General features: G+C 56.2%; 15 protein-coding genes. 5 read left to right on the top strand and 10 right to left on the bottom strand.

The window, feature by feature from the left end:
- Window positions 1-203: 203 nt before the first annotated feature.
- Complete coding sequence (locus ACMV5H_RS13745) at window positions 204-2,138, bottom strand: exoribonuclease II (protein ID WP_071683698.1); 1,935 nt, start codon at window positions 2,136-2,138, stop codon at window positions 204-206.
- 159 nt (window positions 2,139-2,297) lie between these two features.
- Window positions 2,298-4,604, bottom strand: a complete 2,307-nt coding sequence (locus tag ACMV5H_RS13750) for an FdhF/YdeP family oxidoreductase (RefSeq protein ID WP_209522869.1) — start codon at window positions 4,602-4,604, stop codon at window positions 2,298-2,300.
- Between the two features lie 204 nt (window positions 4,605-4,808).
- Between ACMV5H_RS13750 and ACMV5H_RS13755 the strand changes: the two genes are divergently transcribed.
- Window positions 4,809-5,705, top strand: a complete 897-nt coding sequence (locus tag ACMV5H_RS13755; RefSeq protein ID WP_414821981.1) for a LysR family transcriptional regulator — start codon at window positions 4,809-4,811, stop codon at window positions 5,703-5,705.
- Here ACMV5H_RS13755 and ACMV5H_RS13760 read toward each other — a convergent pair.
- The 7 genes from ACMV5H_RS13760 to ACMV5H_RS13790 all read right to left on the bottom strand — a co-directional run bounded on the left by ACMV5H_RS13760 (window position 5,694) and on the right by ACMV5H_RS13790 (window position 13,830).
- Entirely contained in the window at window positions 5,694-6,872 is a 1,179-nt protein-coding gene (locus tag ACMV5H_RS13760) for a CMD domain-containing protein (RefSeq protein ID WP_021806553.1), read from the bottom strand. The two genes, ACMV5H_RS13755 and ACMV5H_RS13760, sit on opposite strands and share 12 nt — an antisense overlap.
- A gap of 533 nt (window positions 6,873-7,405) precedes the next feature.
- The gene (sapF, locus tag ACMV5H_RS13765) at window positions 7,406-8,218 is read right to left on the bottom strand and encodes a putrescine export ABC transporter ATP-binding protein SapF (RefSeq protein ID WP_021182072.1); all 813 of its coding nucleotides are present in this window, start codon (window positions 8,216-8,218) and stop codon (window positions 7,406-7,408) included.
- A 1-nt stretch (window position 8,219) separates the two neighbouring features.
- Window positions 8,220-9,212 (bottom strand): putrescine export ABC transporter ATP-binding protein SapD, encoded by a 993-nt coding sequence (gene sapD / locus ACMV5H_RS13770; RefSeq protein WP_021806551.1) that lies wholly within the window; start codon window positions 9,210-9,212, stop codon window positions 8,220-8,222.
- Entirely contained in the window at window positions 9,212-10,102 is an 891-nt protein-coding gene (gene sapC / locus ACMV5H_RS13775) for a putrescine export ABC transporter permease SapC (RefSeq protein WP_166732647.1), read from the bottom strand. The genes sapD and sapC overlap by 1 nt, the downstream gene beginning before the upstream one ends.
- Window positions 10,089-11,054, bottom strand: coding sequence for a putrescine export ABC transporter permease SapB (sapB, locus tag ACMV5H_RS13780; protein WP_021806550.1), 966 nt, complete (start codon window positions 11,052-11,054; stop codon window positions 10,089-10,091). Before sapB ends, sapC begins: the two co-directional genes overlap by 14 nt.
- A complete protein-coding gene (gene sapA / locus ACMV5H_RS13785) occupies window positions 11,051-12,703 on the bottom strand; it encodes an ABC transporter substrate-binding protein SapA (RefSeq protein ID WP_037375982.1) in 1,653 nt (550 codons plus the stop codon). The genes sapB and sapA overlap by 4 nt, the downstream gene beginning before the upstream one ends.
- A gap of 350 nt (window positions 12,704-13,053) precedes the next feature.
- The gene (locus ACMV5H_RS13790; protein WP_414821988.1) at window positions 13,054-13,830 is read right to left on the bottom strand and encodes an NAD(P)H-dependent oxidoreductase; all 777 of its coding nucleotides are present in this window, start codon (window positions 13,828-13,830) and stop codon (window positions 13,054-13,056) included.
- An 88-nt stretch (window positions 13,831-13,918) separates the two neighbouring features.
- On the opposite strand from ACMV5H_RS13790, the gene ACMV5H_RS13795 reads away from it, so the two are divergent.
- Window positions 13,919-14,812: a LysR family transcriptional regulator gene (locus ACMV5H_RS13795; RefSeq protein WP_179247536.1), complete on the top strand. Its 894-nt coding sequence runs from the start codon at window positions 13,919-13,921 to the stop codon at window positions 14,810-14,812.
- On the opposite strand, the gene pspF is transcribed toward ACMV5H_RS13795, so the two are convergent.
- Window positions 14,809-15,816, bottom strand: coding sequence for a phage shock protein operon transcriptional activator (gene pspF, locus ACMV5H_RS13800; protein WP_179247535.1), 1,008 nt, complete (start codon window positions 15,814-15,816; stop codon window positions 14,809-14,811). The two genes, ACMV5H_RS13795 and pspF, sit on opposite strands and share 4 nt — an antisense overlap.
- A gap of 184 nt (window positions 15,817-16,000) precedes the next feature.
- Between pspF and pspA the strand changes: the two genes are divergently transcribed.
- From pspA to pspC, 3 genes are read left to right on the top strand one after another with little or no spacing between them, the layout of a single operon-like run.
- Complete coding sequence (pspA, locus tag ACMV5H_RS13805) at window positions 16,001-16,666, top strand: phage shock protein PspA (RefSeq protein WP_021182065.1); 666 nt, start codon at window positions 16,001-16,003, stop codon at window positions 16,664-16,666.
- Between the two features lie 58 nt (window positions 16,667-16,724).
- A complete protein-coding gene (pspB, locus tag ACMV5H_RS13810; RefSeq protein WP_021182064.1) occupies window positions 16,725-16,952 on the top strand; it encodes an envelope stress response membrane protein PspB in 228 nt (75 codons plus the stop codon).
- Entirely contained in the window at window positions 16,952-17,389 is a 438-nt protein-coding gene (pspC, locus tag ACMV5H_RS13815) for an envelope stress response membrane protein PspC (protein ID WP_218519284.1), read from the top strand. The genes pspB and pspC overlap by 1 nt, the downstream gene beginning before the upstream one ends.
- Window positions 17,390-17,433: the final 44 nt, after the last annotated feature.

Consider the following 17,433-nt stretch of genomic DNA (forward strand, 5'->3'; position numbering starts at 1 on the left):
TTTTTTTAGTTTGTGAGTCCGTCAAAACGTTAACGACTCATTAAACGTAGGAGGTTTGAACGCGGACGGTGGCTGGTCGGATCAGAAATGTGAACTCAGTTGGAGTTTGCTGAAAGAAGCGTGCCATACGGGGACAGAATAGGTTGTTGCAGGCATAAAAAAAGGCGATACCGAAGTATCGCCTTGATCGAACACGGATAACGTTAGGCCACCGGTCTGGCAATTACGCTGCGGGTTTCCATACGCACTTCGGCAATGTTCACCTGCAGACTATCGCTCTGGCGATAAACCACTTCGCCCTTCACCTGCACGGTGCCGGTCTCTTGGCTACACACCATCTCGTCGCGAACCGCGTGGATAAACGGGGCAGGGATAAAGGCCATCGCGCCGTTGTCCAACAGGCGTACGCGCAGGCCACCACGGGTTACGTCGATGATCTCGGCGTTGAAACGTTCATCGGTTCCGGCCTTATCCTTGAGGAAACGGGCATACAACCAGTCACCAACGTCGCGCTCTGCCATGCGGTTCAAACGGCGACGCTCGGCCAGTTGCACGGTGACGTCATCCTGCGGTTTTTCCGCTGCCTGCTCGCTAATAATGGCTTTCAGCAGACGATGGTTGACCATATCGCCATACTTACGGATCGGAGAGGTCCAGGTGGCGTACGCCTCCAGCCCCAGACCGAAGTGCGGGCCAGGCGTGGTGCTGATCTCGGCAAAGGTCTGGAAGCGGCGGATGCGGCTGTCCAGGAACTGGGTTGGCTGCGAGTCGAGGTGACGGCGCAGTTCGCAGAATCCTTCCAGGGTCAGCAGCTTCTCGGCATCGGCTTCAACGCCGTTGGCCTGCAATACGGCGACCGCTTGCTCAACCAGGGCCGGATCAAAGCCGTTATGCACGTTATAGATGCCAAAGCCCAGACGATCGCGCAGCACCAGGGCGGCACAGACGTTGGCGGCGATCATGCACTCTTCAACAATACGGTTGGCGGTGCGGCGCTGTTCGGTCACGATGTCCAGCACTTCGCCTTTCTCGCCGAGGACAAAGCGATAGTCCGGGCGATCCTTGAATACCAGCGCATGCTGATGGCGCCAGGCGCTGCGTGCATCGCAAACCTGTTTAAGCAAGGTGATCTGCTGTGCGATGCTCTCGCTCGGTGGCTGCCAGCCTGCGACGCCATCCAGCCAGTCAGAAACCTCGTCATAAACCAGTTTGGCTTTGGACTCGATTTCGGCGGCAAAGAAATGGATATCGTTGCCCAGCGCACCGTCTGCGGCGATAGTCACGCGGCAAGCCAGCACCGAGCGGCGCTCATTCGGGCGCAGCGAGCACAGGTTGTCGGACAGATCGCGCGGCAACATCGGAATATTGAAGCCCGGCAGGTAGTTGGTGAACGCGCGCTTGCGGGCGATTTCATCCAGATTGCTGCCTTGCTCGACGTAGGCGGTAGGATCGGCAATAGCGATGGTCAACAGCAGCGAGCCGTCACCGTTGTCTTGCACGTGCAGCGCATCGTCCATATCTTCGGTGCTGGCGCTATCGATGGTGACGAAGTCCAGCGCGGTCAGGTCCTCACGGATCAGAGCGGTCTCTTGTTCGGAGATCGCGACCATGTCTGGCGCTTCTTTTTCAAGATTATGACGAGCCAGCGTGACCCACCACGGCGCGAAGTGATCTTCACCGTCGGTGATGAACTGAGTCAGATCGGCATTGAAAGTGCGATCGCCGTTCAGTGGATGACGGCGCATTTCTGCGACGGCCCAGTCACCGGCCTGGAAGTTATGGGTGACTTCACGCGCCGGACGGCATGGGATCGCGTCTTTCAGCAACGGATGATCGGGGATAATCGACAGGCGATCGTCTTTTTTCTGCACCCGGCCAACAAAGCGCGACAGGAAAGGCTCAACCAGGGTTTCCGGTTCAGCGATTTCGCGCTCTTTTTCGGTATGCAGGGTGGCGACGATACGATCCCCATGCATGACTTTTTTCATGTACGGCGGCGGAATGAAGTAACTTTTCTGCCCGTCGACTTCTAAAAAGCCAAAACCTTTCTCAGTCCCTTTTACTACGCCTTCAACACGCGGGGTTTGAGAGTGAAGTTGCTGTTTAAGCTGCGCCAGCAGCGGGTTATCTTGAAACATATCGTCCAGTGAATGGGTTGTGAGTGGCAAGATTTGCGGCTGACAGTTTTACGCGAATCACTCCTTGCGGGCAAGCCAAACGTCACGCTTTTCCGACGAAGGCTCGCGATTATTAACGCAATACTGCTCCAGGGACGCGACATGCCACGTCCGTTCAAACTAAACGATACGCAACGTAGGGGCTTGAGCGCAGCGGCGGATGGCGACGGGAACCGATTTGGAGGTCGGCGTGCCGGTGCCATCACCAAAACTGGCCAGCGGCACCAGCGGGTTGGTTTCGGGATAGTAGGCTGCCAGATTACCGCGTGGGATATCGTAGCTAACCAGCTTGAAGCCGCTGACCTTTCTGGTTACGCCATCGTTCCACAAGGTTTCGATTTCCACCAATTCCCCATCCTGCAGACCAAGATCGGCTAAATCTTCGGGATGAATAAACAGCACTTCGCGCTGGCCGTAAACACCGCGATAGCGATCGTCCAGTCCATAGATGGTGGTGTTGTACTGATCGTGTGAACGCAGGGTTTGCAGCACGAACGGCGCTTTTTCTGCCCCGATTTGCGGGAACAACGTATCGGGTAGTGGAGCGGCACTGAACTCAGCTTTGCCGCTCTGAGTTGCAAAGCGCAATTCGGCAGCGGCGTTGCCCAGATAGAACCCTCCTGGTTGCTCACAGCGCTGGTTAAAATCGTCAAAGCCGGGAATGGTGGCCTGGATATGCTGGCGGATCAGTGAATAATCGTCGGCCAGCTCCAGCCAGTCCAACTGTTGGTTGCCAAGTACCGCGTCGGCAATGCCGCAAACAATCGCGGTTTCAGAACGCTGGGTGTCTGCCAGCGGTTTGCCGATGCCTTCGGAGGCGTGCACCATACTGAAGGAATCTTCCACCGTGATGTATTGCGGGCCGCTGGCCTGCATATCCAACTCGGTACGCCCCAGCGTCGGCAAGATCAAAGCATCTTTGCCGGTGATCAGATGGCTGCGGTTCAGTTTGGTGCTGATATGCACCGTCAAATCACAACGGCGCAGGGCTTGAGCGGTACGCTCGGTATCCGGTGCCGCTGCTGCAAGGTTACCTCCAAGCGCAATCAGCACCTTGACCTCACCACGCAGCATCGCTTCAATGGCCTCGACCGTATTGTGACCGATCTCGCGGCGTGGGCTAAAGCCAAAATGCTGCTCCAAACTATCCAACAGCGCCTTGGGGGCTTTCTCATCGATGCCCATGGTGCGGTTGCCTTGCACGTTGCTGTGGCCGCGTACCGGACATAGGCCCGCACCTGGCTTGCCCAACTGGCCGAACAGCAATTGCAGGTTGGTGATCTCGCGCACCGTCGGTACGGAGTGCTTATGCTGCGTCACGCCCATCGCCCAGGTGCAGATAACACGCTCTGCGCCTTGGTAAATCGCCGCCGCATGACGTAGTTGGGTTTCGCTCAACCCGGATTGCGTGGTGATCTGTTGCCATGAGGTGGCATCCACCTGAGCCAGATAATCTTCGATGCCCACGCAATGCCGATCGATAAACGGCTGGTCGAACAGCCCTGGTTTATTGGCGGCAATCCGCTGGCGATGGGTTTCCAGCAGTGCTTTCACCATGCCGCGCACTGCCGCCATATCGCCACCCAGGTTGGGCTGGAAGTAGGCCGAACTGATGGGGGAGGATTTGGGCGTCAGCATCTGGATCGGGTTTTGCGGATCGGCAAACCTTTCCAGCCCGCGCTCGCGCAGGGTATTGAAACTGACGATGCGTGCCCCCCGGCTGGCTGCGTGTTTCAGGCTGTGCAGCATGCGGGGATGGTTGGTGCCGGGATTTTGGCCAAAGACAAAAATCGCGTCGGCTTGCTCGAAGTCATCCATACGGATGGTGCCTTTGCCGACACCAATGCTCTGCTTGAGGCCTACGCCACTGGCTTCGTGGCACATATTGGAACAGTCTGGGAAGTTGCTGGTGCCCAGCATCCGGCCAAACAGCTGATAAAGGTAGGAGGCTTCATTGCTGGCGCGGCCTGAGGTGTATAGCTCAATCTGGTTGGGATTATCCATTGCCTGGATATGGCTGGCGATAAGTTTGAAGGCATCCGGCCAGGTGATGGGCTGATAGCGATCGGTCTTGGCGTCGTAGCGCATTGGGTGTGTCAACCGGCCTTGATACTCCAGGAAGTAGTCGCTTTGCTCGCGCAGGGTGCTGACGCTGTGGGTTGCAAAGAATGCTGGTTCTACCGCATTGCGTGTCGCTTCCCAACTGACCGCCTTGGCCCCGTTCTCGCAGAAGCTGAAGGTGCTGTGGTTGTCATCGCCCCAGGCACAGCCGGGGCAATCGAAACCGCGCGCTTTGTTAACGCGCATCAGGTTGCGCAGATTTTTCAGCGCCTGTTTGCTGTCGAACACATAGCGGGTGGTGGCTTCCAATGAGCCCCAGCCGCCCGCCGCGCCGCGATAAGGCTTGATTGACGGTTTAAATTTCATGATTTTCTTCGCAGGTGATTAATGTGGCTAAAAGGTAAATGCCTTTTTAAGCATTTTGAGTATTTATGTGGCAAGTCTAGGGGCGTGAGGGCTTGGCGTCTAATCGAATAGAGCAATGATGGGATAGACGACACTTATCGCAACTGCCAGCAAGGCCATAGCAAATGATATACTTCGTGCAGAAACCATTTTCCGAGCCAATACATGGATATTAAGCAACTGATCTACCTGTGTAATCTTGAGCGGGAACGCCACTTCGGCCGCGCCGCAGAGGCCAGCTTTGTCAGCCAGCCGACCTTATCCATGCGGCTGAAAAATCTGGAAAAAGAGCTGGGTGTCTCGTTGATCAACCGTGGCAACAACTTTGAGGGCTTCACCGCCGAAGGTGAGCGGGTCTTGGCTTGGGCGCGGGAAATTGTTTCCGTTTATCATGGGCTGAAGCTGGAAGTAGAGTCGCTGAAACACGGGTTGAACGGCACGTTGCGCATCGGCACCGTGCCGCAGTGCAGCATTTCGTTAGCGCAAATGTTGAAGGCGGTCAGCGAGCGTTACCCGCAGTTGGACTATCGCGTAGCGGTATTGAGCGCCGATCAACTGCTGGAAGCGCTGACCGCGCACACGGTGGATATCGGCATCGGTTTCTTTGAGCTACCAACGCTCAAGGAACTGCATTTCCAGTCCCAATCTTTGGCCGACAGCGGCATTGACCTGGTGTTTCATCCGCAGCATTTCCCCGAGCTGGTGGGGGAAAGTCCACTAACGCTGGCAACCGTGGCAGCGCTGCCATTATGCCTGGCTGAGCCAACGCGTTACTTCCGTCGTTACCTGGATCAGCAGTTTCGTGAGGAGGGCTTAACGTTGCATACCCGGATGGAAACCACCTCGATCTTCCAACTGCTACAGGGGATTTTTGTCGGTTTGGGATGCGGGTTATTCCCCAGCGGAAATTTGCAGATGGAAATGATGCCGCAGCTGCAACGGCGCAGCGTTGCCATTGCACCGATGTCACGTCATGCCGCCTTGGTGATCGCCGAGCCAGCAAGGGCCACGCCGCTGGCACAGCACTTTTTTGATGCGGCTCAGGCGTGGTTATTGCGCTAGCTCGACTTCTACTGCATCGCCAAGACTGTAACGCAGCCGGTTTTCCCAGGCGTACAGCGCGCCGGTTAAAATTACGTCCAACGCCTGCGACCGATCCAATCCGCTGTTAAGCAACGGCTGCACGTTTTGTGCCGTGAATTTCTCAGGTGTTCGCGTCAGATCGGCTGTCACGCCGATCACGGCAGCGGTCACCGGGTCGTCGGCCACCTCAAGCGCGTTATCAATCCCAGCCACTAATGCCAGTGCCAACTCCCGATCGGCAATGTTATGGGCTAGCGTGCCGGCACAGTAATGGCTGCCATTAATGCGTGATGTCACCAGAGCAACCAAAGCCTTCAGGCGTGCAGATAGTCCGTTAACTGGGTGATTAATACTGTTAAATACCGCATTGCGCTCATGTAGGGCAGGCGCGTCGTGAGCCAACAGCAGGTAATAAGACTCGCTGCGGGCGTCCGGGTGGCTTTGGTCCAGAATGTCGAGCTGCCGAGCCTGGGCCTGCTCGACAACGATCTCCGGCAGGCGAGCTTGCCATGACCGTTCCGTACAGGAAAATCCTGCCGGAGCGGCATCTTCGATTTGGGGAAAACCGGGTAACACCACGGCGGGTCTGCCTGCAAGTGCTGCAATACCGGCGACCACCCGTGCTTGATAGCTAATGAAACCGATGATTTGCGAAAAGGTCACAGTATCTTGCGTGCTCAGGCCAACTTCGCCGAGCTGTTGTATAGCCTTGGAGCAAATCAGGGTCGGCTGGCTGGCGAGTTGGCGGGCGTATTGGGTGATTTGTGCCAGGCGGACATTGCTTTCCCGCGTAGCATCCGGGCTGTCCAGAGGGGCGAGGCGAGCGGCGTAATGGCTACAAAGCGATTGTACGCCGGTGACCTGCGCCACCGTCAGGGCCGTCGACAGACGATCGTAAGGTGACAATGTCACTTCTCGCGAAGCGATAACTTGCTCGGGGAACAGCACTGAATAGCAGGCCGAAGACGCAGTAAAAACGTCAATGCGATGGCTGAGGGCGGCGTTCAATCCCTCGTCGGTAAACGTACCCAGGCCTAACAAAAAACGCTCCCGCAAGCTTGCGGCGGCAGGCTCGAGTGGCGAACTGTCGCCTGAACTACGCTGGGTTTCGTGGTACCACTGGAAAGGGGTTAGGCGATGGTCCATCGGATAAAATCCTTCTTCAATACAACAAGCCACCGCTGCGGTTGGCAACGGTGGCAGGGTAAAAAACCACGGAGCAGGCGTCAGTCATGGCTGCATAGACCATGACCATAAATAGCAAAGCCGGCGGCGAAGATGAGCATCAGTTGTGAGAGGCGTTGGTGGCGAGCATTGTTCATCAGCGCGATATCCTGTTGTTTGCATGGCTCAACGTAGCGGATATCCTCACCGATTCGTTTGGCGAGATAAAATAATGTTAAGTGCTAATTAATAACGTAAAGGAATAAAATAGTTAGCGGTCGGATCGATGAGTAGCAAGATGGCATCCCCAAGGCTCCAACTACCGCAGCATACAACATGGCTGGTAATTAAACGTTTACTGAGATGATGTAACCTTGCTCAAGATTTGCACCATGGCACGGCATAACTACGCCGTGCCATGGTTGTAATGGCGCTAGATTAGCGCCAGTTATGGGTAATTATCACGGATTTTGGCAACTAATTGCGGCACAGTAAGATATCGAGTGTTAGCGGAATTAAAACCTGCCGCCGTCACGTCGCCAGGCATCGGCAGTGAGCGCTTCGCCAAAGTGGCTGGCAATCAGCCGCTTGGTGAGGTCGTGCAGCGGTGCGGCCAGCACTTCGGCGGTGCTGCCACGCTCCACGATTTCCCCTTCATGCATCACCATCACCTGGTCGCTGATATGCTTCATCATCCCCAGATGCTGCGTCACATAAATATAGGCGATACCGTGCTTTTCCTGGAGCTCCAGCATCAGGTTGATGATCTGCGAACGCATCGACATATCCAGCGAAGCCAGCGCCTCGTCGGCAACAATCACCTTGGGTTGCAGGATCAACGCCCGCGCCAGCGCCACGCGCTGTTTCTGCCCGGAGGCGAGCATGTGCGGATAATAATAAGCATGGTCCGGCAGCATCCCCACCTGGCGCAGGGTCTGGTTGATCCGCACCTCGCGTTCTGCGGCTTCCAGATCGGTGTTCAAACGTAGCGGTGCATCAAGCAACTGACCGATGCGCTGGCGTGGGTTGAGTGAGGTGCTCGGATCCTGGAAAATCATACGAATGCGCTGGCTGCGGTAGCGATAATCGCCATAGGCCAACGCATGGTCGTCGATCAGCACTTCACCCGAAGAGGGTTCCACCATGCCGGAAAGCATCTTCGCCAGAGTTGACTTACCCGAGCCGTTCTCACCGATGATCGCCAGCGTCTGGCCTTCACGCAGGGTAAAACTGACTGACTTGACCGCTTCCACATGCTGGCGGCGGAACAGCCCGGTACGATAGCGGTAGGTTTTGGTCAGGTTGCGCACTTCCAACAGCGTTTCCATGTTATTGCTCCTCCATGTTCAGCGGGAAGTGGCAGGCGAACAGATGATTCTTCACCGGGCGCAGGCGTGGGGTTTCAATACATTGCTTTTGCGCATACGGGCAGCGTGGCCCCAGGCGGCAACCGATCGGCAGATGCTCCAATGAGGGGATCGCTCCCGGCAGCGTATTCAGACGGCTCTTATGTGGCAGTGAACGGCCAAAGTCCGGCATGGCGCGGATCAGCGCCTGGGTATAAGGATGATGAGGAGCGGCAAGCAAGTCTTCACATTGCGCACTCTCCACCGTCTGGCCGCAGTACAGCACGTTAACCCTGTCAGCCCATTTGCTCATCATCTGCAAATCGTGGCTGATCAGCAGGATGGTGGTGTTGTTGTTTTGGTTCAGACGCGCCAGCAAGCGGAAGATCTGTGCCTGCGTGGTGGGTTCCATGGCGTTGGTTGGCTCATCGGCAATCAACAATCTTGGCTGATTGGCCAACGCAATGGCGATCATCACTTTCTGGCATTCCCCTTCGGTGAGCTCGTAAGGGAAGCTGCCCATGATATCGAGGTGATCCTTGATACCGACGCGGTGCAACAGCTCAATCGCCCGCCGCTTGCGCCAGTTAAAGCGCTGCCACCAGCGGCCCTTGTAAGTCCAGCCGGGAATGGCCTGGGCCAACTGGCGGCCAATACTTTCGGAAGGATCAAGACAGGATTGCGGCTCCTGGAAGATCATCGAAACGTTGTGGCCCACCAGTTTGCGCCGTTCACGCGGGCTGAGCTGCAACAGGTCGATATCGTCAAAGCGGAAACGGTCGGCGGTGACGCGCCAGTTATCTTTGGTCACGCCGCAGATGGCTTTGGCAATCAGGCTTTTTCCTGAGCCGGATTCGCCTACCAGGCCGCGCACCTCACCTTCGGTCAGCGTCATGCTGACGCGATCGACGGCCTTCACCGGCCCTTCGGCGGTCATAAATTCAATCGTCAGATTGCGGATATCGAGTAACGGCATTATTCCACTCCCGCATTGATCGCGCGGCGTATTCCGTCGCCCAACAGGTTAACCAGCAATACGCTGATCAGAATAGCCGCACCGGGCAGCATCACGGTCCAAGGTGCCACATAGACCAACTCCAACGAGTCGCCTAACATGGCTCCCCATTCCGGGGAAGGCAACTGCGCCCCCAGATCGAGGAAGCCCAACGCCGCGATATCGAGAATGGCCATCGACAACGCGCGGGTGAATTCGGTGATCAGTACGGCGGCAATGTTCGGCACCACGGCGTACCACAGGATCTGCATCGTCGAAGCCCCATCCAGACGGGCTGCGACCACGTACTCTTTTTCCAGCTCATCGTGCACTGCGCTGTAGATGGTACGCACCATCCGTGGCAACAGTGCGAGCCAAACGGCAAGCATGGCGTGCTCCAGCTTCGGCCCGAGGAAGGCCACCACGATAATCGCCAGCAGCAGTGAAGGGATGGAGAGCAGGGTATCGAGAATATGGTTGAGCATCGCAGACAGCAGGCCACGGGTGACCCCCGCAAACACGCCCAGGATCACGCCACAGATGGCGGCGGCAATGGTCACAATCAGTGCCGAACCATAGGTAGCGGCGGCGCCGGTCAGCAAGCGGCTGAGGATATCGCGGCCCAGATCGTCGGTGCCCAGGAAGAACGACACATTACCGTAGCGTGACCAGGACGGCGGTAGCAACTGATATCCCAGGAACTGCTGATCGAGGGCATAAGGTGCCAGCAGGCTGCCGAACAGGGAGAGAAACAGCAGGCCTAGCACCCCATAAAAACCAATCATCGCCAAAGTGTCGCCGTAGAAAATCCGCCAGGTATAGAGCAGCGGACTAGGCATTTTCTTTTCGCGGTATACGTTATCGAAGGGCATACCATTCCTTATGTTTCAGGGGGTTGGTCGCCGCGCCCAGAATGTCGGCCAGCACGTTAATGGTGATCACCAGCGTGCCGATCACCATCACCCCTGCGGAGATGGCCGCGTAGTCCTGTTGGCGGATGGCGTTAATCAGCCAGCGCCCCAGCCCTGGCCAACTGAACACCACCTCGGTGATCATGGCCAGCGTGAGCATGGTAGAAAATTGCAGACCGAGTTTTGGGATGATCGGCGGTAACGCGTTGTGCAGCACGTGACGGCGGATAATGGTAAAGCGTGACAGGCCACGGGTTGCGGCAGCCTTGATGTAGTTCTGGCTGAGGACATCGTCGGTGCTGATGCGCATCAAACGGATCACCTCGGTGATTGGGGCCACCGCCAGAGCGGCAATCGGCAGCACCATATGGCGCAGTGCACTGGCAATCATCTCATTGCGATAAGGCGAGTCAGACAGCCAGGCGTCAACCAGCGCCAGACCCGTGACCTGCTTGACCTGATACAGCAGATCGAAACGGCCCGACACTGGCAGCCAGCCAAGATGCAGTGAAAAATAGAGCATCAGCAGCAGTGCCAGCCAGAACACCGGAATGGAAAAGCCCAGCAGGGCAAAGGTACTGATGGCGGTATCCTGCCACTTGCCGCGCATCACACCGGCAATAATGCCCAGCGGAATGCCGATAAACAGGGCCAGCGTAAAGGCTAAAATGCACAGTTCCATGGTGGCCGGGAACACTTCGCGCAGCTGTTCGCTGATCGCCTGGCCATTGATGCTGGAAACGCCAAAGTCCCAGTGCAGCAGGCTGACGAAATAGAACTGGTAGGCATCCAGCAAGGCGGCACCGTTTAACGGCGCGCGCGGGGTAAAGTAGCTCAGGCTGAAGCTGACCAGCGTCAGGAAGAATAGCGTGATCAGCAGCAACAGGATGCGGCGTAAGGTAAAGATAATCACTTTTTCGCGGCCTCCGCCGGTTCACGGTATACCCCGGCAAATGATGAGTTGCCGAACGGGCTCAACACCAGTCCTTTAATATCATAACGGTAGGCCTGCAAACGCAAAGAGGAGGCCAGCGGCAATACCGGCAACTGCTGTTCGAGGATCTTCTGCGCCTGCTGATAATGCTCGATACGCTGTGATAACTGCTGTGACAACAAGGCGTCCTGCAACTGTTCATCAAAAGCGGGATCACACCAGTGAGCATAGTTGGTTTGCGAACGGATTGCCGCACAGCTCAGCAGCGGGCGGAAGAAGCTGTCCGGATCGTTACTGTCGGTTGACCAGCCGGTGAGCGTCAGATCGTGGTTCATTTCCATCAGCCGGGCTTCCTGGAAGCGGCCTTCTACCGGCACGATGGTGACATTAATGCCGACCTGAGCCAAATCCGCCTGTAGCAGTTCCGCCGTTTTCAACGGGCTGGGGTTATAGGATTGTGATGCGGTAGGCACCCAGAGCTTCAGATCCAGTGGCCCCACACCGGCTTCACGCAGCATTTCTCGTGCCTTGGCCGGATCGTATTCGGTGACGTGGGCATCATTATCATAGGCCCAGGAGGCGCGTGGCAGGATCGAGGCGGCGGTCTCTGCCGTGCCGTAATAGATCGATTGCATCAGGCGCTGGTTATTAATGGCTAACGCAATGGCCTGGCGCACCTTCAGGTTATCCAGCGGTGGCTTGCGGGTGTTGAAGGCCAGATAGGCGATGTTCATCCCAGGGCGCAGCGTCAGGCGTAAACGCGGATCGTCGCGCAGGATCGATAGCTGGCTGGCGGCGGGGTAGGCCAGCACATCACACTCGCCGGTCAGCAATTTGGACAGGCGGCCCGTACCTCCGGCGCCCATATCGATCACCACCTGCGGCATGCGCGGTTTCCCTTTCCAGTAAACGTCATTACGTGCCAGACGAATATATTGCCCGGAACGGTATTCGTTCAACAAGAATGGACCGGTGCCGACCGGCTCACGATCGATCATTTCCTGGGTACCATCCAGCGTCAGGTTGTCGGCATATTCTGCCGATAGCACCGGTGCATAATGGGTCGCCAGATGCCACAGGAAGGACGCATCCGGCGCCTGCAAGCGGAACTCGACGGTGTATGGGTCCAGCTTTTTCACGCTTTGCACGGAGTCGGCAAACTGCAAACTGTCGAAGTACGGGTATTCACCGCCGTTGATGTTGTGGAACGGATGCTTCTGGTCAAACACCCGCTGAAAGCTGAACACCACATCGTCGGCGTTCATTTTGCGGGTGGGCTGGAACCAGGCGGTGGTCTGGAAAGGCACATCCCGGCGCAGGTGGAAGCGGTAGGTGGCGCCGTTGTCCAGCACTTCCCAGCTTTCCGCCAATTCCGGGATCAGACGGTAAGTGTAAGGGTCGACGTCCAGCAGCCGATCGTAAAGCTGGGCGGCCAGGGTATCGACCGTCAGACCGCTGCTGGCCATCTGCGGATTGAAGGTGTTCAGAATGCCGCTGACGCAATAGACAAAACCGCTCTGGCGGATGTCTGCTGGCGGTGGTGCTGCGCTGGGCACAGCCGGTGTCGCGGCCATGGCAGACGTTGCCAGGCAGCCGAGCGACATTATCCAAAGAGGTAAACCACGCATAGACGCTTCATGGGTTATTAAGCAATAACGTTAGTGTATCGCACTCTGACCAACAGCCCAATTCCTTGAGCAAAATGGCTGAAATTTCGGCGGTTTGGTTAAGCTTACCGCTGTTTTCTGGCGTGTCGGCCTCCGCCCGAAATCCGTGCTGGTGGATAATTACCCAAGCTTAGTGTGGTAATGAGAAAAATTCTCAACAAAGTGCTTTACAGATGATACTGAGAACCATTATCATCATTTGGCAGTTCACGGAAGGCCACACCTTGTGGCCCTTTGTGGAAGGCACGACATTGCTCACATTGCTTCCAGTGTTTACTTAGCCAGCTCGGGTGCTGGCTTTTTTTTTGCCTCTATTTCAGGTGAACGGCAAAACCGGCGCGGCCAGGGGCAATGTCTTCTCGCAGCGTTAACTGTGGGATCGCATAATCGCCAAAGTTTTGCTTACGGAATGGCAAAGGCTCGGCGCTTGCCAGCGTATCCAGTCGTTCCCCCAGCGCCGCACAAAGCTCAGGAAATTTCGCCTCGTCGAAGCGATCGGTACGGTACGCCACAAACGGTGGCAGCACGTCAAAGCCGGGGTAATACAGAATGCCATGGTGAATCGGGAACAGAATATCCGCTATCGGGCCGTTGATACCGCGTGGGCTGTAATGAGACTCCCAACCGCCCGCAGTGACCAGCAGCATAGCCCGTTTCCCTGCCAGCGTACCTTCGCCATAACGATCTCCCCAATGCGTATCGGAATGCTCGCCAACGCCGTACGCGAAGCCATAGGCATACACGCGTTCTACCCAACCCTTGAGGATGGCTGGCATGGAGAACCACCACAGGGGAAACTGGAGGATCACTGTATCCGCCCAGAGTAACTTCTCCTGTTCCAACGCAATATCTGCGCTTTGCGTTCCTTGCTCCAGAGCGATCCGGGAATCCATCGCCGGATTAAACCGGGCAGCGCTATCCCGATCCGTACGGTCTTCGCCATCCAAAGAAGCTTTCCATTTCATGGCGTACAGATCGGAAACCTGTACTTGATGCCCAGCGTCCTGCAGATGTTTGACCGCAAAGTTTTTTAGTGAGCCATTAAGCGATTGAGCTTCCGGGTGAGCGTAGACCAGCAGAATATTCATCATTAAGTTCCATTGCTGTAAAGAGAGCAACAGAGTAGGTTAGCGCCAGGTATAGTTAAAATTGATTTAGATGATGACAGGTATTTGCATGAGTAATTTCGGCAGACTGGATCTCAATCTATTGGTGACGTTGGATGTGTTGCTGATGGAATTGAATGTTACGCGCGCGGCGCAGCGGTTGTCGCTGTCGCAACCTTCGGTAAGTGCTCATCTGGCCAAACTGAGAGCGTTTTTCGACGATCCGCTGCTGCTACCTGGCCCAAGAGGAATGCGGCCAACGGCCAGAGCGGAGGCATTACGTGAACCTTTGCGGCAAGCGTTGGAAGTGCTCGAACACACCGTTTCACCCATCAGCCCTTTTGAGGCGGCCAGCGCGAATATCACCTGGCGCGTTGCCGCATCCGATTATGGCGAATCCACGGTGCTGTTACCCACATTGGCACGGCTTCGTCAGGCTGCCCCCAACAGCCGATTGGCGGTGTTGGAACTGGCACCGACCAGGATTGCCCGGCAGGCGGAGTTGGGGGAGATCGATCTGGCCTTTCACACTCCGGACAGTGCACCGGCGGGGATGCGTCAACGCGTGTTATTCAAGGAGAAGTATGTGTTGGTGGGCCGCTTCGGTCATCCTGCGTTGATGGCTCGCCCCACGCTGGCGCAATTTAGCCAACTGGAGCACGTAGTGGTTTCGCCAAACGGCGGGGGATTTAGCGGCATCACCGATCACACGCTGGATCAGGTTGGGCTTTCGCGCCGGGTGGTGCTTTCCGTCCCGCATTTTCTGTTTGTGAAATCGGTGATCGCCAAGACGGATCTGGTGGCGATGTTGCCCGAACGCCTGGTACGAGACAGCCCTGAAGTACAGATTGCCGAGCCACCAGTGGAGATCCCAGGCTATGAGCTGGCAATGCTATGGGATGAGCGTTCGCATCGCGATCCCGCCCATCAATGGTTACGCGAATTGATCGCCCAGTCGGTTTAACTTCCCTCAGGGTCGCTACCTTGCAGCAGCGCATGCTTTTTCAACATGCCGCGTAGCTGATGATAGGTCAGCCCCAGTAAATCGGCGGCTTTGCGCTGATTGAAACGGCCCTGTTTCAATGCCATTTCCAGCAGGGTTTTCTCTTGTTGATGCTGCCAACTTTTAAAATCCAGCGGCAATGCAGGTAACTCACTGGTCGGCGCGGTTGCCTCATCATCAAGCGGCGCTGAACGCTTGGCAAAGGGGTTAATGATGATCTCATCCAGTTCATCCTGGCCTGAACCATGGCGGTAAACGGAGCGTTCCACCACGTTTTTCAGCTCACGCACGTTACCCGGCCAGGAATAGCCGAGCAGCGTCGCTCGAGCATGTTCACTGAAGCCAGGGAACAACGGCAGTGACAGCTCGCGGCACATCTGAATGGCGAAATGCTCGGCCAACAGCATGATGTCTTGCTGGCGTTGGCGCAGTGGCGGCAGTTGCACCACGTCGAACGCCAGTCGGTCCAGCAGATCGGCCCGGAATTTACCGGCGGCGGCCAGCGCGGGCAAATCATCATTGGTGGCGCACACCAGCCGGACATCCACCCGCAGCGGTTGGCTGCCACCCACGCGCTCCAGATGGCCGTATTCAATCACCCGCAGCAGCTTTTCTTGCACCAGCATTGGCGCGGTTGCCAATTCATCCAGAAACAGGGTGCCGCCATCGGCACGTTCAAAACGGCCAAGATGACGTTTTTGTGCGCCGGTAAACGCGCCAGCCTCATGGCCAAACAGCTCCGAGTCCAGCAGATTTTCATTCAGCGCCGCACAGTTGAGGGAGATAAACGGTCCTTGCCAACGGTTGGACAGATAGTGCAACCGGTGGGCGATCAGCTCCTTACCGGTGCCGCGCTCACCGATCACCAGCACCGGTTTGTTGAGCTTGGCTAACTGTGAAACTTGCTCCAGCACCTCCACAAAGGCGTTGGCCTCGCCCAACAGGTTCTCTAACGGTTCGCTCATGATGAAATTCGCCAATGTTTGGTGAAAACACTCACTCTACAGCAAGCGCAGCGAGAGTCAAAAATAAATAATCTTTATATTTCAATAAAATAAAAGTTGGCACGCTTCTTGATTAACTCTTTGGGCAAGTTGTATAACTTAACTCGGCGCTTCAGACGCCTTCAGAACCAAGAGGAAGTAAATTATGGGTATCTTTTCTCGTTTTGCCGACATCGTGAACGCCAACATCAATACTCTGCTCGATAAAGCAGAAGACCCGCAAAAGCTGGTGCGTTTGATGATCCAGGAAATGGAAGACACGCTGGTTGAAGTGCGCTCCACCTCAGCGCGTGCCCTGGCGGAGAAAAAACAGCTGCTGCGCCGCATTGAGCAGGGTGAAAACCAGATCAATGACTGGCAGGACAAAGCCGAACTGGCGCTGCGTAAAGATAAAGAAGACCTGGCCCGTGCGGCGCTGATCGAAAAACAGAAAGTGGCCGATCTGCTTGCTACACTGAGCCAGGAAGTGGCTACCGTAGAAGAGACGCTGGCCCGCATGAAGAGTGAAATTGGCGAGCTGGAAAACAAGCTGACCGAAACTCGCGCGCGTCAGCAGGCATTAACGCTGCGCCATCAGGCGGCTTCTTCTTCACGGGATGTGCGTCGCCAACTGGACAGCGGTAAACTGGATGAGGCGATGGCGCGTTTTGAACAGTTTGAGCGCCGTATCGACCATATGGAAGCCGAAGCGGAAAGCGTCAGCATTGGCAAAAAGAAAAGCCTGCATCAGGAGTTTGCCGAACTGCAGGCGGACGATGCCATCAGTGAGCAACTGGCGGCAATGAAAGCCAAGATGAACCGCCCGGAATAATGCTTAAGCGGCCACCCAGCGTGGCCGCCACACTACGGCCAAATAAGAAGGAATTGAGATGAGTGCTCTATTACTTGCCATCCCGTTGACAATCTTTGTGTTGTTTGTCGCACCGATTTGGCTTTGGTTGCATTACAGCAACCGGCAACAGAGCGGCGTTCAACTGAGTCATCAGGAGATGCAACGTCTGACGCAGCTGGCGGAGCAGGCCTCACGCATGCGCGATCGTATTCAGGCGTTGGAAGACATTCTTGATGCGGAACACCCGAATTGGAGGCAGTCGTAATGCGTAGAGACCAGGACAGAGGAAAGTTTGGCGATCGTCGCGATCGTTCTTACTACAATGACGACAGCGGTTCATACAAGGGCAACACGTTAGGCAGTAAAAGACTGTACCGTGTGCCTGAAGAAGGCATGCTGAAGGGCGTTTGCGCTGGCCTTGCTCACTATTTTGACGTGCCCGTGCGTTTGATCCGGGTGATTGCCGTGCTGTCGCTGTTCTTCGGGCTGTTTTTCATTACGGTAGTCGCCTATATCGCCTTGGTCTTCGTGCTTGAGGAGGCTCCAGCCAGCCGTTATCAGGATGAACACCAGGCCACACCGCGCCAGTTGCTCGATAAGCTGGAATACGAATTGAGCAGCGGGGAGCAGCAGTTGCGCAAGGTTGAGCGCTACGTCACGTCTGACACCTTTGGCGTGCAGAGCCGCTTTCGCCAACTGTAACCACTCTTAACGATGCACGGGCCTGCGTACGCCGCAGGTCAGGC

Source organism: Serratia sp. N21D137, from assembly GCF_047530005.1.
In the GTDB taxonomy this organism is placed as follows: Bacteria; Pseudomonadota; Gammaproteobacteria; order Enterobacterales; family Enterobacteriaceae; genus Chania; species Chania fonticola_B.